Origin of the sequence: Enterobacter sp. TMH.L2, from assembly GCF_050847315.1 — a bacterium.
Classification (GTDB): Bacteria; Pseudomonadota; Gammaproteobacteria; order Enterobacterales; family Enterobacteriaceae; genus Cedecea.
The window spans coordinates 2,676,788-2,698,644 of sequence record NZ_CP193791.1 but is presented as its reverse complement, the minus strand read 5'-3'; the positions used below and the strand labels follow the sequence as shown (position 1 = coordinate 2,698,644).

The following is a 21,857-nucleotide window of genomic DNA, read 5'->3' as shown; positions in this document are numbered from 1 at the left end:
AGCGTCTCCTTAGCGGTGGCCGTACGCGCGAGGGCGGGTGTAGTAGTCGATCAGCGGCACGGTAATATTACCCAGCAGCACGGCGAACGCCACGCCGTCCGGGTAGCCGCCGTAAGTGCGAATCAGCCAGACCAGCAGGCCAACCAGCGCCCCGAAAATCAGTCGTCCACGGTTGGTCGTTGAGGCGGTGACCGGGTCAGTCAGGATAAAGAACGCGCCGAGCATGGTCGCACCGGAGAACAGATGCACCATCGGCGACAGGCATTTTTCCGGGGCAATAACCCAGCCGAGCGTGGAGCAGACGACCAAAGCCACCAGGAAGCCCGCCGGGATATGCCAGCGAATGGTGCCGCGCCACAGCAGGAACAGACCGCCCGCCAGATAAGCCAGGTTAACCCACTGCCAGCCGAGGCCCGCCAGCGCGCCGCCATAGATTGGCGCACTCAGAAGTTGCTCTGCGGAGTGCCCCGCGTGCAGACCGGTTTTGAAGGTGTCCAGCGGCGTGGCCTGGCTGATGCCGTCCACGCCCATGCGCAGCGTATCCATGGTACCGCCGGTGGCGGTTGCGCCGTGGAAAATCACCTGCAGGCTGTCAACAAAACCCGGTACGCTGGCGGCAATGGACTGCGGCGGCAGCCAGGAGGTCATCTGCACCGGGAAAGCAATCAGCAGCACAACGTAGCCAATCATCGCCGGGTTAAACGGGTTATTGCCAAGGCCGCCATAGAGCTGCTTGGCAATGATGATGGCAAACACCATCCCGACAACCACCATCCACCATGGCGCGAGAGGCGGAATACTGATCCCCAGCAGCAGGCCGGTGAGCAGCGCCGAGTTATCGGCAAGGTGGTTTTGTACGGATTTTTTGCGCAGACGCAGCACCAGCGCTTCGGCGACCATAGCGCTGACGATCCCCAGTACAACCTGAATCAGCGTTCCCCAGCCAAACCAGTACCACTGCATCGCGATGCCGGGCAGGGCTGCGAGACAAACCAGCATCATAATCCGCGCGGTGCTGCGCTGATTATGGGTAAACGGAGAGCTTGCGATTTTAAAAACCATTTATTCCTCTGGAGACATCTGAGCGGCTTTACGCGCCTGAACGCGAGCAATTGCCGCAGCCACTGCAGCTTTGCGTGGATCTTGTTCTTCTTGTGGAGCTGATTGTTCGCTTTCCGCTTTCTGCGCCGCTTTGCGAGCCTTGGCTCGGGCAATGGCGGCCTCAACGGCGGCCTTACGCGGGTCAACGGCTTCTGGCTCAACGACAGCTGGCTCAGGGCTTTCTGCGTTTTGCGCCGCTTTGCGAGCCTTGGCTCGGGCAATGGCGGCCTCAACGGCGGCCTTACGCGGGTCAACGGCTTCTTGCTCAACGACAGCTGGCTCAGGGCTTTCTGCGTTTTGCGCCGCTTTGCGAGCCTTGGCTCGGGCAATGGCGGCCTCAACGGCGGCCTTACGCGGGTCAACGGCTTCTGGCTCAACGGCAGCTGGCTCAGGACTTTCTGCGTTTTGTGCGGCTTTGCGAGCCTTGGCACGGGCGATCGCGGCTTCAACGGCAGCCTTCCGCGGATCGGTTTCGGTGCTGCTCGCCGATTCTGCCTGTAGCGCTTTCTCGGCCTGGCGCGCGCGCGCTTCAGCTTTACGGGCTTCGCGGGCGGCAATCATTTCGCTATTGTCCGGCGTACTGCCGGCTTTCACCATTATAGGTTCGTCGCTGGCCTGCGCTTTTTTGCTTTTTACGCGGGCAAGTGCGGCCTGAATGGCATCGTTATCTTTTGCCGTCGGCTGAACCGCGGCATTTTTATGGCGCTCAAGGCGAGCGGCTTTCTCACGCTCCAGCCTTTCCTGCCGTGCCTCAAAGCGAGCCTTAGCCTCAACGGTGCGTTTGGCTTCCAGCTCAATCTCACGGATTTCGGCCTTTTCCTGGCGGAAGTACTGCACCAGCGGAATATTGCTCGGGCAAACGTAGGCGCAGGCCCCGCATTCGATACAGTCAGACAGGTTGTAGGCGGTGGCTTTGTCGTGCTGCTGGCCTTTGCTGAACCAGTACAGCTGCTGCGGCAGTAGATCGGCCGGGCAGGAGTCCGCGCAGGCGCTGCAGCGAATACAGCCTTGTTCTTCTTCCTGCTCGCCCATTTCAGCCGGAGACGGGGCCAACAGGCAGTTGGTAATTTTCACTACCGGCACATCGAGCCACGGCAGGGTGAAGCCCATCAGCGGCCCACCCATAATCACTTTCTGATCCTGTCCTGGGCGGAAGCCCGCAAAACTGAGCAGGTGGCTGACCGGCGTGCCCAGACGCGCCCAGACGTTGCCCGGCTGAGTTATGGATTCACCAGTTAAAGTGACGACACGCTCGGTCAGCGGTTCGCCGTCGATGACCGCACGTTTAATGGCATACGCGGTGCCGACGTTCTGCATCAGAATGCCAATGTCGGACGAACGGCCCCCGTGGGGCACCTGCTTGCCGGTTAAAATCTGCGTCAGCTGCTTGGCGCCGCCGGACGGGTATTTCGTCGGGATGACCCGCAGCTGCATATCGTGGCTATTAGCCAGCACCGCCCGCATCATGGAGATCGCCTGCGGCTTGTTGTCCTCAATGCCAATAAGAATGCGCTGTGGCTTCAGAATATGGGCCAGAATGCGCACGCCTTCGATAATTTGCGCGGCACAGTCCTGCATCAGGCGGTCGTCGGCGGTAATGTAGGGCTCGCATTCGGCGGCGTTCACGATCAGCGTGTCAATTTTATCGCCGCCGCCCTGCAGTTTGCTGCCGGTCGGGAACCCTGCGCCGCCCAGCCCGGCCACGCCGAACTGGTGAATGCGTTCAATAAGGGCTTCACGGCTCTGGCAGCGGTAGTCGCTCCAGCCGTCTCGTTCAATCCAGCGGTCCTCACCGTCAGCATCAAGAATGACGCTAAGTTCGGCGAGGGCAGAAGGATGCGCGGTTGAGTGCGGCTCAATAGCCTTAATGGTGCCGGAGGTTGGAGCGTGTACCGGCAGCATACGCCCGCGTCCACGGGTCAGAGGCTGGCCGCGCAGCACATAATCACCGGGTTTGACGCACAGTTCACCTTCCGCGCCGATGTGCTGCTTCAGCGGAATCACGAGCTGGGAGGGCAGCGGAACCTGGCGCAGCGGCGTGCCGTTGGACTGGGTTTTCATCTCCGGGGGATGAATGCCGCCGTCAAAGTCCCAAATTCTGTCTTTTTTAAAGCGATTGAAGATATTAAGCATGGTTATCCGCCGGGATCATACGCACCGGGATGGTCTGCAAATCCCATTTCCAGCTTTCGGTCGTCGGGCTGACGGGGATCAGGTCGATGCAGCGGGTAGGGCAAGGGTCGACGCAAAGGTTACAGCCTGTGCACTGGTCGCTGATCACGGTATGCATGGCGCGGGTCGCGCCTACAATCGCGTCAACGGGGCAGGCCTGAATGCATTTTGTGCAGCCGATGCAGTTTGCTTCGTCAATCACGGCGAGCATGCGCACCGGCTCTGCGGCGGTGGCGTCGCCGTCAATCGGCTGGGGCTCCACGTTCAGGGCGCTGGCAATCTTCAGCATTACGGCTTCGCCGCCCGGCGCGCAAAGGTTGATTTTCGCGCCCTGGTTGCCAACGGCCTCTGCGTAAGGACGGCAGCCTGGGTAACCGCACTGGCCGCACTGGCTCTGGGGCAGCAGTTCGTCAATGCGGTCAACAATCGGATCTTCTTCTACTTCAAAGCGGCGAGAGGCATAGCCCAGGATCAGGCCGAACAGCAGCCCCATCAGCGTGACCGAAATAATGGCCATCCACAACGTTGTCATCAGAACTTCACCAGCCCGCTAAAGCCCATAAAGGCGAGGGCCATCAGGCCTGCGGTCACCAGCGCGATAGCGTTGCCGCGAAACGGGGCTGGAATATCGGCTACAACCATACGCTCGCGAATGGCCGCGAACAGCACCATCACCAGCGAGAAGCCAAGCGCGGCGGAAAAGCCGTACACCGCCGACTGCAGGAAGTTATGGCCCAGATTGATGTTGAGCAATGCCACGCCGAGTACGGCGCAGTTGGTGGTGATCAGCGGCAGGAAGATCCCCAGCAGGCGATAAAGCGCGGGGCTGGTTTTACGCACCACCATTTCGGTGAACTGCACGACAACCGCGATAACCAGGATAAACGCCAGGGTGCGCAGATAGATCAGGTCCAGCGGCACCAGGATAAGTTCGTCAATGATCCACGCAAAAATAGAGGCGAGCGTCATCACGAAGGTGGTCGCCAGCCCCATGCCGATGGCGCTTTCCAGTTTTTTGGAAACCCCCATAAACGGACACAGACCAAGGAACTTCACCAGCACGAAGTTATTGACCAGCACGGTACCCACAAAGAGCAGCAAATAATCTGACATGATTCGACCTGAAACAAAAAAAGCCGCCTATTATCGACGAATCGGCGGGCGGCGACAACGGGCTATCTATAGGGTTATTACGGGTTAATGAAGGTCTGCTTCACTCGCTTCGAACGCTTCAAATAAGGCACCAGTAATGCCGCTGCAAGCAGAGAAGGCAGCAGCAGTTGAACCGCGACCTTGTCGCTGACCGGCGAAAATGCGAAGGATTTAATCGCCAGCAGCACGGTGAGCAGCAGCCACAAAATATAATGACGGACCACATTCTGGCGGCGTTTAAAGAACGCGATAGTCAGCCAGAGGGTATAGGCCCACATTGCCATCGCACAGGCGACGGACAGGCTGAACAACAGCGTTGTTTTTGCGTCTGCGCTGCCCAGCGCCTCGCGGGCTGCCGGGGACAGAATCATCATCAGGAAACTTAACAGCGCCACCGAGCTGCTAAGCAACGACATCAGCAGCCAGGCCAAAGGGGCAAGGAGCCAGCCGGCAATGCGCGGGGGTTGGGGCGTCGTCATGTGTCCTCCCGATTTTAAATAAGGTGAATAAAGCGGGGGGATTATAAGGGATTTTGCCGCTAATGCTACCGGCAGCGGCTATACAACGTAACGCCAGACCGTTTTCGGCACACATCCAAGGTCAAAAAGACGTCCGCCGGAGGCCAGTTCGGCCCTGCGGTGATCGGCCGCGCGGTACATATTCATGATTTCCTGGCTGTCGGTCAGGGTGTAATTCAAGTGATCAAAAAGCTTTTCCAGATTTTCCTGCGAGCTTATTTTGCGGAATTTCATCAGGTAGTCCAGGGCACTGAGAGGTGTTGCATTTTCCATGGCGGGTATCAATTAATCACGGTCGGCGGATTGAGAGGCGATGATAATCGCAAACTTGGTCGCGACTTAGCGCTATTATTACTCAACGGAACAATTAGGAGTTTTCTTTGCAAGATCCAGGAATATCGCGTCCTGGACTACATAAAAATCTTCTTAATTTTAATTTACCCTGGCCGTTCGGGCTAAATGAAGACAGTTATTTAAAGCCATAATAACTGTCTGGATGATTAGCAATAATGGCGGTCTTATGCCTGAGCAATGCGCAATCCAGAAACTTGCTGTTGTCGTCCACCGGGGGATAAGGTGAAATGCCGGAGTTCATTAAAGAGAGGAAAACACATGAGTGATACCATCCGCGTCGGGCTTATCGGTTACGGTTATGCCAGCAAGACTTTTCATGCACCGCTGATTTCCGGTACGCCAGGAATGATCCTCGCCGCAGTTTCCAGTAGCGATGCTGAAAAAGTGCACGCTGACTGGCCGGGGATGACGGTCGTGTCCGATCCTCAGCACCTGTTTAAAGATCCCGCCATCGATCTGATTGTCATTCCTACCCCGAATGACACCCACTTCCCGCTGGCTAAAGCTGCGCTGGAAGCCGGAAAACATGTCGTCGTTGATAAGCCTTTCACCGTCACGCTATCCCAGGCGCGGGAGCTGGATGCGCTGGCTAAAAAGCTCGGCCTGCTGCTGTCCGTGTTCCACAACCGCCGTTGGGATAGCGACTTCCTGACGGTGAAAAATTTGCTGGCGGAAGGGACGCTCGGCGAAGTGGCCTATTTTGAATCCCACTTTGACCGCTACCGCCCGCAGGTACGTAACCGCTGGCGTGAACAGGCGGGCGTCGGCAGCGGTATTTGGTACGATCTTGGGCCGCATCTGCTTGATCAGGCCATCACTCTGTTTGGGCTGCCAGTCAGCCTGACCGTGGACCTCGCGCAGCTTCGCGCCGGGGCGCAGGCGACCGACTACTTCCACGCCGTGCTGGCTTATCCGCAGCGTCGTGTCGTGCTGCATGGCACGCTGCTGGCGGCGGCGGAAACGGCGCGTTACATCGTGCACGGCACGCGTGGGAGCTACATTAAATACGGCCTTGATCCGCAGGAAGATCGCCTGAAAGCGGGCGAACGACTGCCACAGGAAGACTGGGGTTACGACATGCGCGACGGCGTGCTGACCCTGGCACAGGGCGAGATAATGGACGAGCAGACGCTACTGACCGTGCCGGGTAACTATCCGGCTTATTATGCGGGAGTGCGTGATGCTCTGGCCGGTAAAGGTGAGAACCCTGTCCCGGCAGCCCAGGCGATTCAGGTCATGGAACTGATTGAGCTGGGCATCGAGTCCGCGAAAAAGCGCGCGACGCTGAACCTTGTCTGAGAATGCCCCTCACCGCGCCCGGTGAGGGTTAACCGTTAATGCAGATTGTTAAAGTTGTAGGTGAAGGTCAGGCTGAAGCGGACATCGCGGCGGCTGCTGTCGCTGGGTAAATCAGCCAGTGGCCTCGCCGCCTCAACGGAGACAGTATAGTGGCGGCTGTCGCCCACCGTTACCCCGGTTGCAATCGAGGCCAGACGCTGATGACGGAAGCCCGGCTGATTGAACCAGGTCTGGGCAGTATCTGCCACGACATAGGGCTGCACCGTGTTAATCCACACGCCCTGATCGAGACTATGGAGATAGCGCATTTCAACCTGCCCGCCGTAGCCGTAATCTCCGCTGGCCTCGCCGTCAGGATATCCTCGGCCAAAACGCTGCGCCCCGAAGCTTACGCGCTCAGCTTCGGGCAAATTATTGTTTGACCAGTCCCCCTCCAGCGACGTACTCAATCGCCATTTAGGCGCGACCAGCCAGGCGGCATCGACGTTGCCCTTCCAGCGCGTAAAGTTGAGATTAGTGTTTAATCCCGGCGTGACGCTGGCCCCAAAGGCATCAATACCCTTGCGCAGGGTCAGGCGTGCGCTCCAGTTGGCGGTGTCGTACTCGCGGTAGCCCCAGGCCGAAAACTCTGCCGCCGGGTAGCGAGCGCGCTGGCTGACGCCGGGCAAATCAATGGTATTGCCGAAGCCGCTGGCGCGCAGCGCATAATCGTCGCGCTTATCGACATAATCCAGCCCGCCGCTGACCGAAAACTGCTTCTTGCGCTCAAGCAGCAGCGGGTAGCTGAAGGCTATTCCCCCGGTGTACTGGGTGGTTTTTTCCTTTGCGTCGATAGAAATGTTCTGCGGCAAATAAAGCAGCGGCGTGTAGTCGCTGGGGTTTTCACGATAGAAGCTGCCTTTCAACTGCATCAGCAGGCCGTTATCGGTGAGGTATTGCTGATAGTTGGCCCCAAAGTAGGTTTTTTTCGTGCTGCTATCCAGCGGCACCAGCGTGGCAAGCCCCAGCTGATCGCCGTGGCTGGTGAGGTTGCTGAGCGTGCCGTTAATCAGCGCCAAGTTTGAGCCTTTGCGCGTGTCTATCGTGGAGGAAATATCCCAGATATGCGGCTGCGTGGCGTCGACTTTCATATCCGCCGCGCCATAAATGTTGTTAGGTAGCGCGGCATTGGCCTCCACTTTTGTCGCCGGCGTGCGCTGCATCAGCAGGCTGTAGCGGTCAAATGTGGCCTGACTGAGGGGTTTTTCATTCATCATTAGCGCCGACAAACGGCTTAAGCGTTCGCCCGTATTAGCGTTATCGCTTTTGATGTTGCTGTGCGCAATATAGCCTTCAACCAGCACAATACGCACCGTGCCATCATGGAAATTGTCGCTCGGCAGGTAAGCGTAGGACAGCGGCAGGCCATCCTGCTGATAGCGCTGGGTAATGTTATTGGTCAACGTTATCAACTGGGCCAGCGGGACTGTTTTGCCGACCAGCGGCATAAACGGCTGAACCAGCGAGTCGAGTTTATAGCGCGTGCCGCCAATAAACTGCAGATGTTTCACCGTAATCGGCGTCTGCGGGGTTAACTTCGGAACCGGCAGCGAGGTTTTTACTTCTGGCTGTTTTTGCGGGGCAGCAGGTATGGCAAGAGAACGAGCAGCTTTTGCGGGGTTATTAGGGTCGATAAGCGTGGGGGACATATCGGCATAGCTGATACTCAGCGTAGCGCCATAAAGCAACACGATACCCAGACGAGTGTCCATAGTGATCTCCCTTAACTGCGCAGCGAAGAAGATGCTGTGAAAAAAGTGCTCCCGCCGTTACCACGGGAGCACATGTGCCATAGTGAGCACTATTTGGTTTTCAAAAGACCGCTGACCGCGCCGGTAAGCCCGACTTGCTGGCCTGAACTTGTGCTACTGCCTGTCGCACTGGCGTTGACATTGGTGGTTAGCGAAGAGGTCAGGCCGCTCACTGTGGTGCCAAGGCCGGTCACCAGGCCATTGCCCCCCACGCCGAGCGAGCCAGAAGCCCCCGCTGAAACGGAGCCTGAGCTGCTGCCGGTTTGCACTGGTTTCACCAGCGCTCCGCTGTCAGTCACCACCTGCCCGGTATTCTGGACAACCTGCCCCACGCCGCTGAGAGAAGGGTTGCTGCCGCTTATATTGGTCCCCAGACCGCTGACGGCTCCCCCTGTGGTGGTCAGCAGGTTACTGACTGGCGTACCCAGCCCGGTAGCCCCGCCCACGGCCTGAGTGGCTTTCTGCGTATCTGAAAGGGTGGTGTTAACCAGCCCCGTAGCGCCAGTTGTCAGGTTGGACACGCCAGGGCTTTGTACAGTTTGAGTCAGGGCATTCCCTGTACCGGTCACGACTTGCCCCGCAGTATTGACCAGTCCACCTGCGGCACCAGTTACCCCGCCGACTGGCGTATTGGCTGTGGAGCTTGCGAGATTAGTCCCGACTGCTGAAACGGTTGTCCCAAGGCCAGACACGGCATTGGTCGCACCGGTCACGGTGGTGCCCACCCCGTTAGGATTGTTAGCATTGCCAAGGCCATTCACTACGCCGTTGCCGACGGTTGAAATGGCGCTGCCGGTGCCGTCCACGGCCACGGCAACCGTGGAGGTGACAGGATTATTCACCGGTAACTGAGAACCTACGCCGCTGACGGTACTGCCAACGCCGCTTACGACGCCGCCGGCATCGCCGATAATGTTATTACCTGCACTATTAGCGACGGTTGTTCCGCCTCCAGTGCCTCCACCAGTACCGCCACCGGTTCCACCTCCGCCCGAACCGCCACCTGTTCCAGTACCTGTTCCAGTACTTGTACCTGTTCCAGTACTTGTACCTGTTCCAGTACTTGTACCTGTTCCTGTTCCAGTACTGCCACCCGAACCGGTTCCTCCACCGGAACCGCTACTCCCCGAGCCGCTACCGCCATTGCTTGCGGTGTCTGTGCCCGTGGTGCCGGCAGACCCGGCTGTTTTCGCCGTATTGTGCGAACTCCCGCCGCCGCCGCTACAGGCCGACAGGGAGAAGGCAAGAAGTACCGCCATCGCAATAGCGCTGAGGCGGCCAAAGTTATTTGAGCGCATAGCAATACTCCACTATTAGCACGCCGGACGGCGTATTAATAAGTGTATGGCGTATTTGAATCACTGCCACATCACGGCTCATATAATATGAATTTAAATTTCCAAATGAGATTTTTGTCGTATTTCTGCATTTTGAAATTGAATGGTTTTGATATTAAATTTTTAATTATCATTGGGTTATATTTTTACCAAAAGGTAAAAAAATTTTTATGACAATTGCCTTGATTTACGATGAAATGTCTTCTTTAAATAGCTATAAAATTAAGCCGTGCTGTATTCATATTTTAGTTTCAGTTTCGCTTAATCGATGACGTTTCGCTTTAAGATAAAGCGACATGAACCCACTGTGCATTTTTTGGAAGTTTGCAGAATTGTTAACTCGCCAGCGCGGCCGATTTGTTGCAAAGTAACAGCCAAAATGATGTCTGGCAGGTAGAGGAACAGGATGGGTTGGCTACAAAAACTAAAAATTGATAATTTTTTACTGATAATGATTGGCGTGGTGATCGTGGCATCGCTGTTCCCGTGCGAGGGGATAGTGAAAACCGGGTTTGAATACCTGACGACGTTTGCCATCGCGCTGCTCTTCTTTATGCATGGAGCAAAACTCTCCCGCGATGCCATTGTGGCGGGCATGGGGCACTGGAAACTTCATTTAGTGGTGTTTCTCAGTACCTTTGCGCTGTTCCCGCTGCTGGGGCTGGCGATGGGCTTTCTCTCTCCGGCTATTCTGAGTCAGCCGCTGTATATGGGCTTCCTCTATCTTTGTGCGCTGCCCGCCACGGTGCAGTCAGCCATCGCCTTTACTTCGGTTGCCGGGGGTAACGTGGCGGCGGCGGTGTGTAGCGCTTCTGCATCCAGCATCCTGGGGATCTTCCTCTCTCCCGTTCTGGTCGGGGCGCTGATGCAGACTCAGGAAGGGGCAACCGACACGCTGCATGCCATTGGCAAAATCATTATGCAGCTGATGGTGCCGTTTGTTATCGGGCATCTTTCCCGGCCGCTGATTGGCAAATGGGTGGATCGTCATAAAAAGCTGATTGGCCTGACCGACCGATCGTCCATTTTGCTGGTCGTCTATGTGGCGTTTAGCGAAGCGGTAGTCGAAGGCATTTGGCATCAGGTCAACGGTTTCTCGCTGCTGATGGTGCTGGCCTGCTCGCTGGTGCTGCTGGCGATTGTGCTGGTGGTGAATACGCTGGCGGCGCGCCTGCTGGGCTTTAATACGGCTGACGAGATTACTATCGTGTTTTGCGGGTCGAAGAAAAGTCTGGCCAACGGCGTGCCGATGGCAAATGTGCTGTTCCCGGCAAGTGCGGTGGGGATGATGGTGCTGCCGCTGATGATTTTCCACCAAATCCAACTGATGGTTTGCGCCGTTCTGGCTCAGCGCTATGCCCGCAAAACGGCCGAACAAAAACGGCAGCTGGAATCCGCGTCCTGACGCCAGCCGCCGGTATTTTTACGCCGCCTTAACCTTAGCGATAAGCGCCTGTTTTTCGGCTTCGCTCAGGAACGCAATCTTCAGTCCATTCTCCTGCGCGGTGCGAATGTGCGCCGCGCTGAGGCCGGCCTGAGGTGCCGCGACGTTATACTCATGAATAATATCGATGCCCTGAACCGCCGGGTCATCGGTATTGATCGTGGCCAAAACGCCGCGATCGAGGAAGGCGATCAGCGGGTGTTTGTCCAGGGCCGCAACGGTGCTGGTCTGAATATTCGACGTCAGGCAGGACTCAATCCCGATTTTATGTTCCGCCAGGAAATCCATCAGCGCCGGATCTTCAACTGCTTTTACGCCGTGGCCAATACGCTCCGCGCCCAGCTCTCGGATAGCCTGCCAGATGCTCTCCGGCCCGGCAGCTTCGCCGGCATGCACGGTGATCCGCCAGCCAGCATCCCGCGCACGATTAAAGTGATTCAGGAACAGGCTGCCCGGGAAGCCAAGTTCGTCTCCGGCTAAGTCCAGCGCGGTAATGCTGTCGCGGTGGGCGAGCAGGGCGTTCAGTTCCGCTTCACAGGCGGCTTCACCAAAGGTTCGGCTCATAATGCCGATCAGGCGGGCTTCAACGCCAAAGTCGCGGCAACCCTGGCGTACACCTTCAATTACGGCTTCAACCACGCCGGCCACCGGCAGGTTATGGCTCATCGCCATATAGCCTGGGGAGAAACGCAGCTCCACGTAGTGCAGGCCGTTGCGAGCGGCATCTTCAATATTTTCCCAGGCGACGCGGCGGCAGGCCTCGAGATCGCCCAGCACTTTCACGCCCCAGTCCAGTTTCTGCAGGAAACTGACCAGGTCCGGTGCAGTCTCAACGACCTGAACGTGTGGACGCAGGGTTTCGAGGGTGTTGGCAGGCAAAGATAAATTAAACTGGCGGCCGAGATCGAGGATCGTTTGCGCACGAATATTGCCATCAAGGTGGCGGTGCAAATCGGTTAACGGCAGGGTGGTATCAATCATGGTCGCACTCTTTTTTTGATTAAAGTGCGGCGTATTATAAAAAGAAATGGGGGGCAATTGCTACGGCTGTCAGCATTTTGTTGCGCAAACGTCCCTGTCGCGCTTTTGCCGAGAAAAATTATTGCAGCGTTAGCTTGTAGCCAAGATGGCTGGCCTCAAAACCAAGGTTGTCATAAAAGCGGTGCGCATCCGTCCGTGTTTTGTCCGTAGTGAGCTGTACGAGGTGACAGCCTCTTTCTTTGCACTGCTGGACGGCCCAATCCACCATCTGTTTGCCAAACCCCGTCCCTCTCTGTGAACGCGCAATGCGTACCGCTTCAATCTGGCCGCGCCACGCGCCTTTGCGCGCTAAGCCCTGAATAAAGGTCAGTTGTAACGTCCCGATGACCTCATCTCCGGATACGGCTACGGCAAGTAGCTGGTTTGGGTCGGCATCGATGGCATGAAAAGCCTCAATGTAGCGCTGATCTAAGGGAAGGCTGGGATCTTCTCTCAGGCGGCCCAGAATGTCGTCGGCTAACAGCGTGATAATGGCGGGAACATCGGCAAGCTGTGCTTTACGAAAAAGTATCTCGTTCATTGGCTGGTTTCCATCAGGGGAAAGAAGGCTTGTGCCGGCAAATGTTAGCACAGCCAGCTTTAGGGGCTGGCTGTTTTTGGGTTTTATAAAAAGTTGTTTGTAAGCATATTTAAATAAAAAAGATCTTTTTATTCGCCTGTTTCACTGACGGCTGCCAACCCATATTTAATCGCGCAGGTAGCTATAAACGTCGGCATAAACTGGTCAATCAAGAAACGCGGGTTGGGCTGCTTATCTTCATAAAAACCGGCCAGTGCGAAACCCGCCTCAAGCTGTCCGTCGATCTGCTCTTCCAGTGAATGGCCGAAGACGAACGCTTCTCCCCGAGCCTGTTTCGCGGCCAGCTCGTCGGCCGTAAGATCATTGACGTCAGAATAGGGCAGGCTGAATCTTGGACGGATAACGCCTTGTTCGGCATAGTTGGCTGCACGATCGCCGATGAAAACAACCGGATTAAAAAAGCTGGATAACAGCTTTCCGCCGCTCGCTAAAATCCGGTAACAGCCGTGCCAGATGGGGCGAATATCCGGCACGTACTGGTTAGATATCGGGTGGATAATGTAGTCAAAGCTTTTATCCGCGAAACGGGACAGATCGCGCATATCGCCCTGGACAAATGTCAGCTTCAGATTGTCCCGTTGCGCAACAAAGCGGTCTTTATTGAGCTGCTCCTGCGATAAATCATATACGGTGACTTCCGCCCCGGCGGCGGCGAGCACCGGTGCCTGCTGCCCCCCGGCAGACGCCAGGCAGAGAATGCGTTTTCCCTGCACGTTCGGTAGCCAGCTGGCAGGGAGCTTGCCTGGCGTTAAATGAATCTGCCACTCGCCGCGGCGGGCTTGTGCAATGATGTCGGCACCGACAGGCCGGGACCATTCGCACTGCTGGAGGGCAAGGGCATCCCATGCGGCGCGGTTGTGCTCGAGTAAGTCGGAAGAGTGGGTAAATGTATCAGGCATCTTATTTTCCTCTGGGGAGTGAAAAGCAGAGCCAGGGAATAGCGGCGAGATGTGCGGCATAAGCCGCAGCCGAAACTGCAATAATAAACAGCAATGCGTATTCACACTGGCATAAGTCAGGCGGAGCGCATTAGTTGTTCATTTCGTTGCAAACCTCGGGGATAAAGAGTGGGCGATTAACTTTAGTTCCTGCCGGGAAGGGCGTCAACCGCCATATAAGGTAGTACAAAAAGCGCGGGTTCCCCCGCGCCCTGTGACTCAGGCCTGAGCCGTGTTTTTTTGCTCGATCAGGCGGCGCAGCAGCGGAATCAGCAGCAGTAAAATAACGGCGGTAGCAACGGAGCCCCAGCCCAGCTGGCTAAAGACTTTGCTGTAGCCCGGGTCGGTCAGTATCGGCGTGCTGCCGCTGTTTTGCGGCATGCGGCCGGAAACATAGCCCGCCAGCACGGAGGCCACGCCCGTGACCATCATCCAGCAGCCCATCATCAGGCCCTGCAGGTTGGCCGGGGCCAGTTTGCCGATCATCGAGTAGCCCACCGGAGAAATCAGCAGTTCGCCGATGCTTTGCAGAATGTAGCTCAGCACAATCCATTTCAGCGCCACCATGCCGTCCGCACCTGCCATGGCGATACCCAGCGGCAGCACCAGCATGCCAATGCCCATACAGAACAATGAAGAGGCAAACTGGGCGGGAATGTCGATGCGCACGCCGCGATCGCGCAGACGTTTGAACAGCCAGGCCATCAGCGGGCCGCCGATCACGATGACGACAGTGTTGATGTTTTGCAGCCACTGCGGAGAGACTTCCCAGCCAAAAGCGTTCAGGGTGACGTTATGCTCGGCGAACAGCGTCAGCCCCATGGGTGCCAGCTGGTACAGCGACCAAAACACCAGCGAACCGGCGGCCAGCAGCAGGTAAGCTACCATGCGGCGACGCTCGTGCTTGCGAGGGTGTCGGGCGGTCATGACGCACAGTGCCAGGAAGACCAGCGCCCCCAGCACGATAACAAACGTGCTGCTGAATTCGGTATGGCCGAGCAGCAGGCGCAGGACAGGGACCAGAAGAATCAGGATCAGCAGCCCAAAAGCCATGCGCAGATAAAACCCTTTCCCCTTGATGTGCTGCAGCGGCGTGCTGATATCTGCCAGCACCGGCCAGCGGAGCAGGGTAATGACTACGGCGGCGACGTTTCCGAGGGTGGCAAACAGGAACAGCGCCCGGTAGCTTTCGGTCAACTGGTAGTAGCCCGCCACGGTAAAACCGATAAAGAAGCCCAGGTTCATCCCGGCGTAGTTCCACAGGAAGGCGGCTTCACGGCGATCGTCGTCCGGCGCAAAACGCTGGGTCAGCATCATGTTCAGGCAGGTGACGTTCAGCCCGCTGCCGCTCAGGAACATCGCCAGCCCCCACCACAGGCCCGTCAGGCCCGCGTCGGCAATCAGATAACAGCCCGCGACCTGCAGCAGCATCCCCAGCACAAACAGGTTCCGGTTGCTCAGATAGCGGCCCCCGAGGCAGCCGCCAAACAGGTGCAGCCCGTAGTTGAATGCCCCGAAGATCCCCATCATGGCATCGGCCTGGCCTTCGCTAAAGCCCAGTCGCCTGGTGACGTACAGCACCAGCGTGGAGTAAAGCACCGCAAAGCCCAGGGTGGCGAACATCTGAATAAAGAACAACGCGCCTGAGCCGGGAGGAATGGCCTGATGCGAGGCGTGGCCGGAAGATAAACTCATATTGTCTCTCTCAACAACAAAAAGACCCGGGAAGCGCGGCGTCACCGGGTCTTAACTTCTATGACTATGATGAGGGAGCATTTTCGTCGCTTTTAGCGGTTTTATGCAAAGCAGAACGACTAAATATTCACATTAAATAATTTCAAAATTTTACAAACCAAAAAGATAACCAGACGAAAGTGCTTAAAAATCACTCCGAATCGGTGCTGCGGGGAAATTCAAGGTGGCCGGTCACCTCGCCCCAGGTGGCGCCGACAGGCGAGAGAAACAGCGGATGCTGAGCGCAGTAAACCGGGTTGATCATGCCCTCCAGCGTGCCGTCCTCACGGCGGATATCCCAGCGAATCCACGCATGTTTTTTCATATCTGCGCGAATGTCTTGTGGCGTGTTTTCCAGGGGATATTCAGCCAGAATACCCGCTTCCGACACGACCTGGAGCGTGTAGCGCCGTTCGCTATCTTTTACCGCTACAGTCAATACGATCTGTTTGCCGTCAGCAGCGTCGCCCGGCAGCAGCGCGCCGTCATTCAGGCTGAACGTCAGGCCGCAGCGGCGCTCAAAGTAACAATGCCCGCTTTTGATGGCGGCAAGAATGGCCTCTCCGCTGAGCGCTTCGGCATAAACCCAGGTTGCCGGGTCGCCGTAAATAGACGGCTCTGTCGCCTGCGGATAGCGCTCGTGGGGCTGCATATGGCAGTCGCTGCCGCCGACGGCATAAATCCGGTGCCCCGCGTTCCACAGCGTGGTGAAGATCTCGACCACCTGCTCGTTCGCGGTGGTGGCGTTTTTCCAGGTTGGGTCGTTGAGCACTTCCAGTACGTCGATATCCGCCATCGGCATGTCGTTATAGAGCCAGCTCCACGGGTGCAGCATGGCGTGGTTTACGCTCAGTACGCTTTCTGGCCGCTTGAGCGCAATGCCCTGAGTGAGCAGACCGCGGCTGCTGTAATCCGCATGGAACATATTCAGCGTGCCGGCGGGGCCGTGCACGTTCAGGTGGCCTTTGTCGGCGGTGACTTCAATGCTCGGCAGCAACAAAACGCTGTCGTGGCGTGGGAGACAGGCGTGGGACAAGTTGTGCTCGGTCAGGAAGAAGAAATCCAGCCCCTGCGAAGCCATGATATCCAGCGCTTCAGGCAGCGTGTTGTTGCCGTCGGACAGCGTGGTATGGCCGTGCAGGTCGCCGCGATACCAGCCGGGACGATCGCTGAGCGTGCGCTGGTAGTCAAAAATGACCTGGTGATCCGGGCGTAAAACGTCTTGTTTTTCAAAATCAACGGAGGCGGCCAGGGCGTCGAAAGTCACATCCAGCCGATAGCTCATGGGCTGCGGCGAACGGCTTTCACCGATGACGTTATAGATATGCAATTGCCATTCTCCGGCGGGGAGTTCGCCGGGGAGAGCACCGATGGAAGCCCAGTCCGCGCAGACTGTCAGCACCTTTTCCGGTTTTTGCAGCATCACCGAGGCTCTTAGCTGCCGGCGGCTGTCGTAAAGGTAGCAGTAGAGGTGTCCGGTACGCAGCGTCGTGCCGGTCAGGCTAATCGCCGGGGCATCGTCTGCTACAGAGAAGGTGTGGACGGCATGACCGAAGGGAATTTCACCGGTAAAAACGTGCATGATTTGCTCCTGTTCTTAATTGTCACGAGCTTAAGGGGAGCGAGTGAAGATTGTGTGTCGATTGGGTGTCGGAAACATGACGAAGTGATGAATGCCGCAGGAGAGGAAGGGGAGCTGGCTCCCCTTTACGGGCTATAACAGCGAATGGATCCCGGCAATAAGCCGCTCAACGCCAGCCTCAAGTTTGACGCGCGGGCACCCGGCGTTCAGGCGCACAAAACCGTTGCCTTCAGGGCCGTAGGTGTAGCCCGGAATGATGGCGACTTTCTGCTCTTCAATAAGCACTTGCTGCAGCGCTCTGTCGTCCAGCCCCAGCGGGCGTAAATCAATCCATGCCAGGTAAGTGGACTGTGGTGGCTGCCAGTTAAGTTCAGGAAACGCCTGGTTCAGCCTGTCGGCCACGAACTGTAAATTGCCTTGCAGGTAGTCCCGCAGCGCGTCAAGCCAGGGTTGGCCCTCGCGGTAGGCGGCAATATGAGCCACAATCGCCAGCACGGCCGGAGAGGAGAGGCCATCCTGCCCTTTGAGCACGTTCAGGTATTTTTGGCGGTCGTCCGCATGATTAATCAGCCCGTAAGCGCCGGTAAGTGCCGGGATGTTGAAGCTTTTCGAGCCGGATGTGAGCAGTGCCCAGCCGCCGAGGCCAACTTCGCACCACGGAATGTGGCGGTTATTGCCCCACACCATATCCATATGAATCTCATCGCTGATAACCTGCACCCCGTGGCGTGCGCAGAGTTCAGCCATGGTGGTCAGCTCTTCCCGTGTCCAGACTTTGCCCGTTGGGTTATGCGGGCTGCAGAGCAGCATGATTTTACATTCAGGGCGGGCGAGCAGGGTTTCCAGCTTCGTCATATCACAGTGCCAGCCTTCCGCTGTTTTATGCAGCGGCGCGCTCAGAACCTGACGCTGGTTGCCTTCAATTGCTTTGTAGAACGCATCGTACGCGGGGGTATGAATCAGCACGCCGTCGCCCGGCTGCGACCACTGGCGTACAAGCTGCGAAACCATGTAAATCACCGAAGGACCGTAGACTACGTTCTCCGGATCGATGCTGCTGCCGAAACGCTGAAGGTACCAGTGGGCGATGGCGGAGAGAAAATCGTCGTTCTTCCAGCGGCTGTAGCCTAGTACGCCGTGGGCCAGTCTTTTTTGCAGGGCAGCAAGAATGCAGGGCGCGGTAGGGAAGTCCATATCGGAAATGGTGAAGGGCAGCAGGTCAGCGGCGCCGAAGCGGTCGGCCACATAATCCCACTGGGTGCACCAGGTGCCGTGGCGGTCTACCGGAACAGAAAAATCAAACATAAAACCTCACAGCTTTTAACCACAAAGAGGGAAAACCGCGCTTTCCCTCTTTGCATGATAATGAAGAGCGCCGAAGCGCTCCTGGGTGAATTAAGCCTCGACGGTACGCATCAGGCCGACCATCTCATCTTTTACCGACTGAACCTGTGGCCCGATAACCACCTGCAGGTTGTGCTCGTTGAGCTTCACTACGCCGATGGCGCGGTTGGCCTTCAGCGCCGCGGTATCCACCAGCGACATATCTTTAACCGACAGGCGCAGGCGGGTGATGCAGTTATCCAGCGTCGAAATGTTATCGCTGCCCCCCAGCGCCGCCAGAATCGCTGGCACGTTGTAGCCAGATTTGCCCGTGTGGCCGCCAACCGGTTTTTCTGCAGTGGTGGTTTCAATATCACGCCCTGGGGTTTTGATATTGAAGCGGGTAATGGCGAAGCGGAAGATGGCATAGTAGCCAGCAAACCATACCGCGGCCACAACCGGGACCATATACCATTTGGTGGACAGGCCGTGCAGCACGCCGAAGACGAAGAAGTCGATAATGTTGCCGTCGGTGTTGCCGATAGTCACGCCCAGCACGGACATCATGGTGAAGCCAATCCCGGTCAGCACGGCGTGAATCAGGTACAGCACCGGCGCGACGAACAGAAACAGGAACTCGATAGGTTCGGTGGTGCCGCCCACGACGCAGGCAATCACGCCGGAGATCAACAGCCCTTTAATTTTATGGCGGTTTTCCGGGCGAGCACAGTGGTACATCGCCAGCGCTGCACCTGGCAGGCCGCCGAGGAACGCCGGCATTTTACCCTGAGACAGGAACTGCGTTGCGCTTTCAGAGAAGCCGTGGGTGGTCGGGCAGCTCAGCTGCGCCTGGAAGATAGTCAGCGCGCCGCTCACGGTGTGACCGCACACGTCCATGGTGCCGCCCGCTTCGGTGAAGCGAATCAGGGCCACCAGAATATGCTGCAGGCCGAACGGCAGCAGCAGACGTTCCCCGGTGCCGAAGATCATTGGCCCGAAGATACCTGCGCTGTGGATCATGTAGCCCAGGGCGTTGATCCCGGCGGCAAAAATTGGCCAGATCAGCGGGATAACCAGGCCAACCAGGCCCATCACCAGGGTGGTAATAATGGGCACAAAGCGGGTGCCGCCGAAGAACGCTAATGCGTCCGGCAGGCGGATATTGTGAAAACGCTCGTGCAGCAGATAAACGATAATCCCGGCAATGACCGCGCCGAGAATACCGGTATCAATTGACTGCACGCCGAGCACGCTTTGAATGTTATTGGCTTTGAGGATTGCCGCATCGGTCGTTGGCAGGATGCCTTTGGCGGTCAGCCAGAAGTTAACCGCGAGGTTCATCACCATATAGCCGACAAAGCCGGCGAAGGCGGCCACGCCTTTATTTTCACGCGCCAGGCCCAGCGGGATGGCGATACAGAACATCACTGGCAGGAAGCTGAACGCGAATGAGCCCATTTTGCTCATCCAGGTAAAGATCAGCTGTAAGACTGGGTTGCCCAGCCACGGGATCTCGGTAACAACGTCATGGCTGCTCAGCGAACTGCCAATCCCCAGCATGATGCCGCAGAACGACAGCAGCGCCACCGGCAACATAAAAGTTTTGCCGAGGTTCTGGAAAAACTCCCAAAGCGATTTTTTTTGTGGTGTATTAGCCGCCATCACGACTCCTTGACCCGGTTAAAATGAAGTGTTGTGTAAGTAAAGTTTGAAAATGATAAAACGTTTTACCCAATTTTATCGTGAGGACGATCGCAGAATTACCGCGCATAATGACGTTGAATATGCCAGCATAAGTAAAACGTTTTATCTTTATATTTATCGATTCACGGAGGATCTGACTTAACGATGTCGACGCTGACCAAAAGAATCACTATCAACGAGGTTGCCGAGGCTGCAGGTGTCTCGGTGACCACGGTATCGCTGGTGCTTAGCGGTAAGGGGAGGATCTCCACCGCCACCGGTCAGCGGGTGAATGAGGCTATCGAAAAGTTAGGCTTTGTGCGTAATCGCCAGGCCGCTTCGCTGCGCGGTGGCCAGAGCGGGGTGATTGGCCTGATTGTCCGCGACCTCTGTAATCCTTTTTATGCGGAGTTAACCGCCGGGTTAACGGAAGCGCTGGAGCAACAGGGCCAGCTTCTGTTTCTCACCCAGAGCGGTAGCCAGGGGCAGCATATGCAGCGCTGTTTCGACACGCTGGTGGCCCAGGGCGTGGACGGCATTATTATTGCCGGTGCGGCAGGTCAGGGCGCGGATCTGCGGGATATGGCAGTACAGAATAAGGTGCCGCTGGTGTTTGCCTCACGAGCAAGTTATCTGGACGAGGTTGATATCATCCGTCCGGATAATATGCAGGCGGCGCAACTGGTGACCGAGCATCTGATTAAGCGCGGGCACCAGCGTATTGCGTGGCTGGGCGGGCGTAGCTCGTCGTTAACACGCGCGGAGCGGCTGGGCGGCTTTTGCGCCACCCTGATGCAGCATGGGCTGCCTTTCCACAGCGACTGGATCCTTGAGTGCGAGCCGAGCCAGAAGCAGGCGGCGGATGCCATCACCGAACTGCTGCACAACTTCCCGACCATCAGCGCCGTGGTTTGCCACAACAGCACCGTGGCGATGGGGGCGTGGTTCGGCCTGACCCGCGCGGGTTGGCAGATGGGCGGCGGCAGCGTGGACAGTTATTACGACCGGCACATCGCGCTGGCAGGCTTTGCCGAAGTCACAGAAGATGATCTGGACGACGTGCCAATGACGTGGGTGACGACGCCTGCGAGAGAAATTGGCCGCAGCGCGGCACAGCGTATTCTCCAGCGAGCCCAGGAAAGCGACGTCGTGTTCAGCAATCAGATTATGCCCGCCCGGTTAATCACCATTAAAAACTAACTTTTTCAGGAATTACATGAGCGACTTTCCTACACTTACCGGCCAGCGTATCAAGCTCAGGCCCCTGGCGCTGAGCGATGCCCCGTTGCTGGTTGAGGCCGCCTCGGACGGTGAGCTGTGGAATTTGCCGTTTACCGTTGTGCCGTCCGCGCAGACGGTAAACGACTACATCCAGCATGCGCTCAATGGGCGGCAGGCAGGAACTATTTTGCCGTTCGTGACGACGGATATTGAGTCTGGACACGTGATTGGCTGCACGCGGTTTTGGAAAATAGATATGAAAAACCGCAAGCTTGAAATCGGCAGTACGTGGCTTGCCGCCCGCTGGCAGCGAACCTGGGCCAATACCGAAGCCAAATTTCTAATGCTGCAATATGCGTTTGAGACACTGGATTGTGTTCGGGTGCAGTTCACCACGGATGTGATTAACGAAAAGTCTCGCCGGGCTATTCTAAGATTAGGCGCGAAGCAGGAAGGGATAGTCAGGCACGAGCGAATCATGCCGGATGGCCGCAAGCGTGATTCGGTAAGATTTAGCATTATTGACGATGAATGGCCAGAGATTCGGGATTCACTTGCGGCGCTGCTGGCCGACAGAAACTAAAAAAC

At 57.0% G+C, this 21,857-nt stretch carries 19 protein-coding genes; 4 read left to right on the top strand and 15 right to left on the bottom strand.

Features of this window, described 5'->3' with window-relative positions:
• Positions 1-9: 9 nt before the first annotated feature.
• From rsxD to ydgT, 6 genes are all read right to left on the bottom strand, one after another.
• A complete protein-coding gene (gene rsxD, locus ACREYP_RS12895) occupies positions 10-1,062 on the bottom strand; it encodes an electron transport complex subunit RsxD (RefSeq protein ID WP_008456425.1) in 1,053 nt (350 codons plus the stop codon).
• Positions 1,063-3,234, bottom strand: coding sequence for an electron transport complex subunit RsxC (gene rsxC, locus ACREYP_RS12890; RefSeq protein WP_498880901.1), 2,172 nt, complete (start codon positions 3,232-3,234; stop codon positions 1,063-1,065).
• Positions 3,227-3,805, bottom strand: a complete 579-nt coding sequence (gene rsxB, locus ACREYP_RS12885; RefSeq protein WP_008456423.1) for an electron transport complex subunit RsxB — start codon at positions 3,803-3,805, stop codon at positions 3,227-3,229. Before rsxB ends, rsxC begins: the two co-directional genes overlap by 8 nt.
• Positions 3,805-4,386: an electron transport complex subunit RsxA gene (gene rsxA / locus ACREYP_RS12880; protein ID WP_008456422.1), complete on the bottom strand. Its 582-nt coding sequence runs from the start codon at positions 4,384-4,386 to the stop codon at positions 3,805-3,807. Before rsxA ends, rsxB begins: the two co-directional genes overlap by 1 nt.
• A gap of 77 nt (positions 4,387-4,463) precedes the next feature.
• Complete coding sequence (locus ACREYP_RS12875) at positions 4,464-4,904, bottom strand: DUF2569 family protein (protein WP_008456421.1); 441 nt, start codon at positions 4,902-4,904, stop codon at positions 4,464-4,466.
• Between the two features lie 78 nt (positions 4,905-4,982).
• Entirely contained in the window at positions 4,983-5,216 is a 234-nt protein-coding gene (gene ydgT, locus ACREYP_RS12870) for a transcription modulator YdgT (protein WP_008456420.1), read from the bottom strand.
• A 339-nt stretch (positions 5,217-5,555) separates the two neighbouring features.
• Here ydgT and ACREYP_RS12865 point away from each other — a divergent pair, with 339 nt between their 5' ends.
• Complete coding sequence (locus tag ACREYP_RS12865) at positions 5,556-6,596, top strand: oxidoreductase (RefSeq protein WP_008456419.1); 1,041 nt, start codon at positions 5,556-5,558, stop codon at positions 6,594-6,596.
• A 35-nt stretch (positions 6,597-6,631) separates the two neighbouring features.
• On the opposite strand, the gene ACREYP_RS12860 is transcribed toward ACREYP_RS12865, so the two are convergent.
• Together ACREYP_RS12860 and ACREYP_RS12855 are read right to left on the bottom strand one after the other, a co-directional pair.
• Positions 6,632-8,347: a ShlB/FhaC/HecB family hemolysin secretion/activation protein gene (locus ACREYP_RS12860; protein WP_008456418.1), complete on the bottom strand. Its 1,716-nt coding sequence runs from the start codon at positions 8,345-8,347 to the stop codon at positions 6,632-6,634.
• Positions 8,348-8,436: 89 nt separating this feature from the next.
• Complete coding sequence (locus tag ACREYP_RS12855) at positions 8,437-9,684, bottom strand: collagen-like triple helix repeat-containing protein (protein ID WP_498880900.1); 1,248 nt, start codon at positions 9,682-9,684, stop codon at positions 8,437-8,439.
• 445 nt (positions 9,685-10,129) lie between these two features.
• On the opposite strand from ACREYP_RS12855, the gene ACREYP_RS12850 reads away from it, so the two are divergent.
• Positions 10,130-11,128, top strand: coding sequence for a bile acid:sodium symporter family protein (locus ACREYP_RS12850; protein ID WP_008456412.1), 999 nt, complete (start codon positions 10,130-10,132; stop codon positions 11,126-11,128).
• Between the two features lie 18 nt (positions 11,129-11,146).
• Here the strand turns inward: ACREYP_RS12850 and add are convergent, their stop codons facing one another.
• The 7 genes from add to malX all read right to left on the bottom strand — a co-directional run bounded on the left by add (position 11,147) and on the right by malX (position 20,027).
• Positions 11,147-12,148, bottom strand: a complete 1,002-nt coding sequence (gene add / locus ACREYP_RS12845; RefSeq protein WP_008456411.1) for an adenosine deaminase — start codon at positions 12,146-12,148, stop codon at positions 11,147-11,149.
• 118 nt (positions 12,149-12,266) lie between these two features.
• Complete coding sequence (locus ACREYP_RS12840) at positions 12,267-12,728, bottom strand: GNAT family N-acetyltransferase (protein WP_166994163.1); 462 nt, start codon at positions 12,726-12,728, stop codon at positions 12,267-12,269.
• 128 nt (positions 12,729-12,856) lie between these two features.
• Positions 12,857-13,687, bottom strand: a complete 831-nt coding sequence (locus tag ACREYP_RS12835; protein ID WP_336817655.1) for a class I SAM-dependent methyltransferase — start codon at positions 13,685-13,687, stop codon at positions 12,857-12,859.
• 258 nt (positions 13,688-13,945) lie between these two features.
• A complete protein-coding gene (locus ACREYP_RS12830) occupies positions 13,946-15,421 on the bottom strand; it encodes a peptide MFS transporter (RefSeq protein ID WP_498880899.1) in 1,476 nt (491 codons plus the stop codon).
• 190 nt (positions 15,422-15,611) lie between these two features.
• Positions 15,612-17,042, bottom strand: coding sequence for a CehA/McbA family metallohydrolase (locus ACREYP_RS12825; RefSeq protein ID WP_336817653.1), 1,431 nt, complete (start codon positions 17,040-17,042; stop codon positions 15,612-15,614).
• Positions 17,043-17,174: 132 nt separating this feature from the next.
• Positions 17,175-18,347: a MalY/PatB family protein gene (locus ACREYP_RS12820; protein ID WP_336817652.1), complete on the bottom strand. Its 1,173-nt coding sequence runs from the start codon at positions 18,345-18,347 to the stop codon at positions 17,175-17,177.
• Between the two features lie 90 nt (positions 18,348-18,437).
• Positions 18,438-20,027 carry a maltose/glucose-specific PTS transporter subunit IIBC gene (malX, locus tag ACREYP_RS12815; RefSeq protein WP_008456400.1) on the bottom strand — a complete coding sequence of 530 codons (1,590 nt, stop codon included), beginning with the start codon at positions 20,025-20,027 and terminating at the stop codon, positions 18,438-18,440.
• A 186-nt stretch (positions 20,028-20,213) separates the two neighbouring features.
• Here malX and ACREYP_RS12810 point away from each other — a divergent pair, with 186 nt between their 5' ends.
• Entirely contained in the window at positions 20,214-21,248 is a 1,035-nt protein-coding gene (locus ACREYP_RS12810) for a Mal regulon transcriptional regulator MalI (RefSeq protein WP_008456398.1), read from the top strand.
• 16 nt (positions 21,249-21,264) lie between these two features.
• Positions 21,265-21,852: a GNAT family N-acetyltransferase gene (locus ACREYP_RS12805; protein WP_008456396.1), complete on the top strand. Its 588-nt coding sequence runs from the start codon at positions 21,265-21,267 to the stop codon at positions 21,850-21,852.
• Positions 21,853-21,857: the final 5 nt, after the last annotated feature.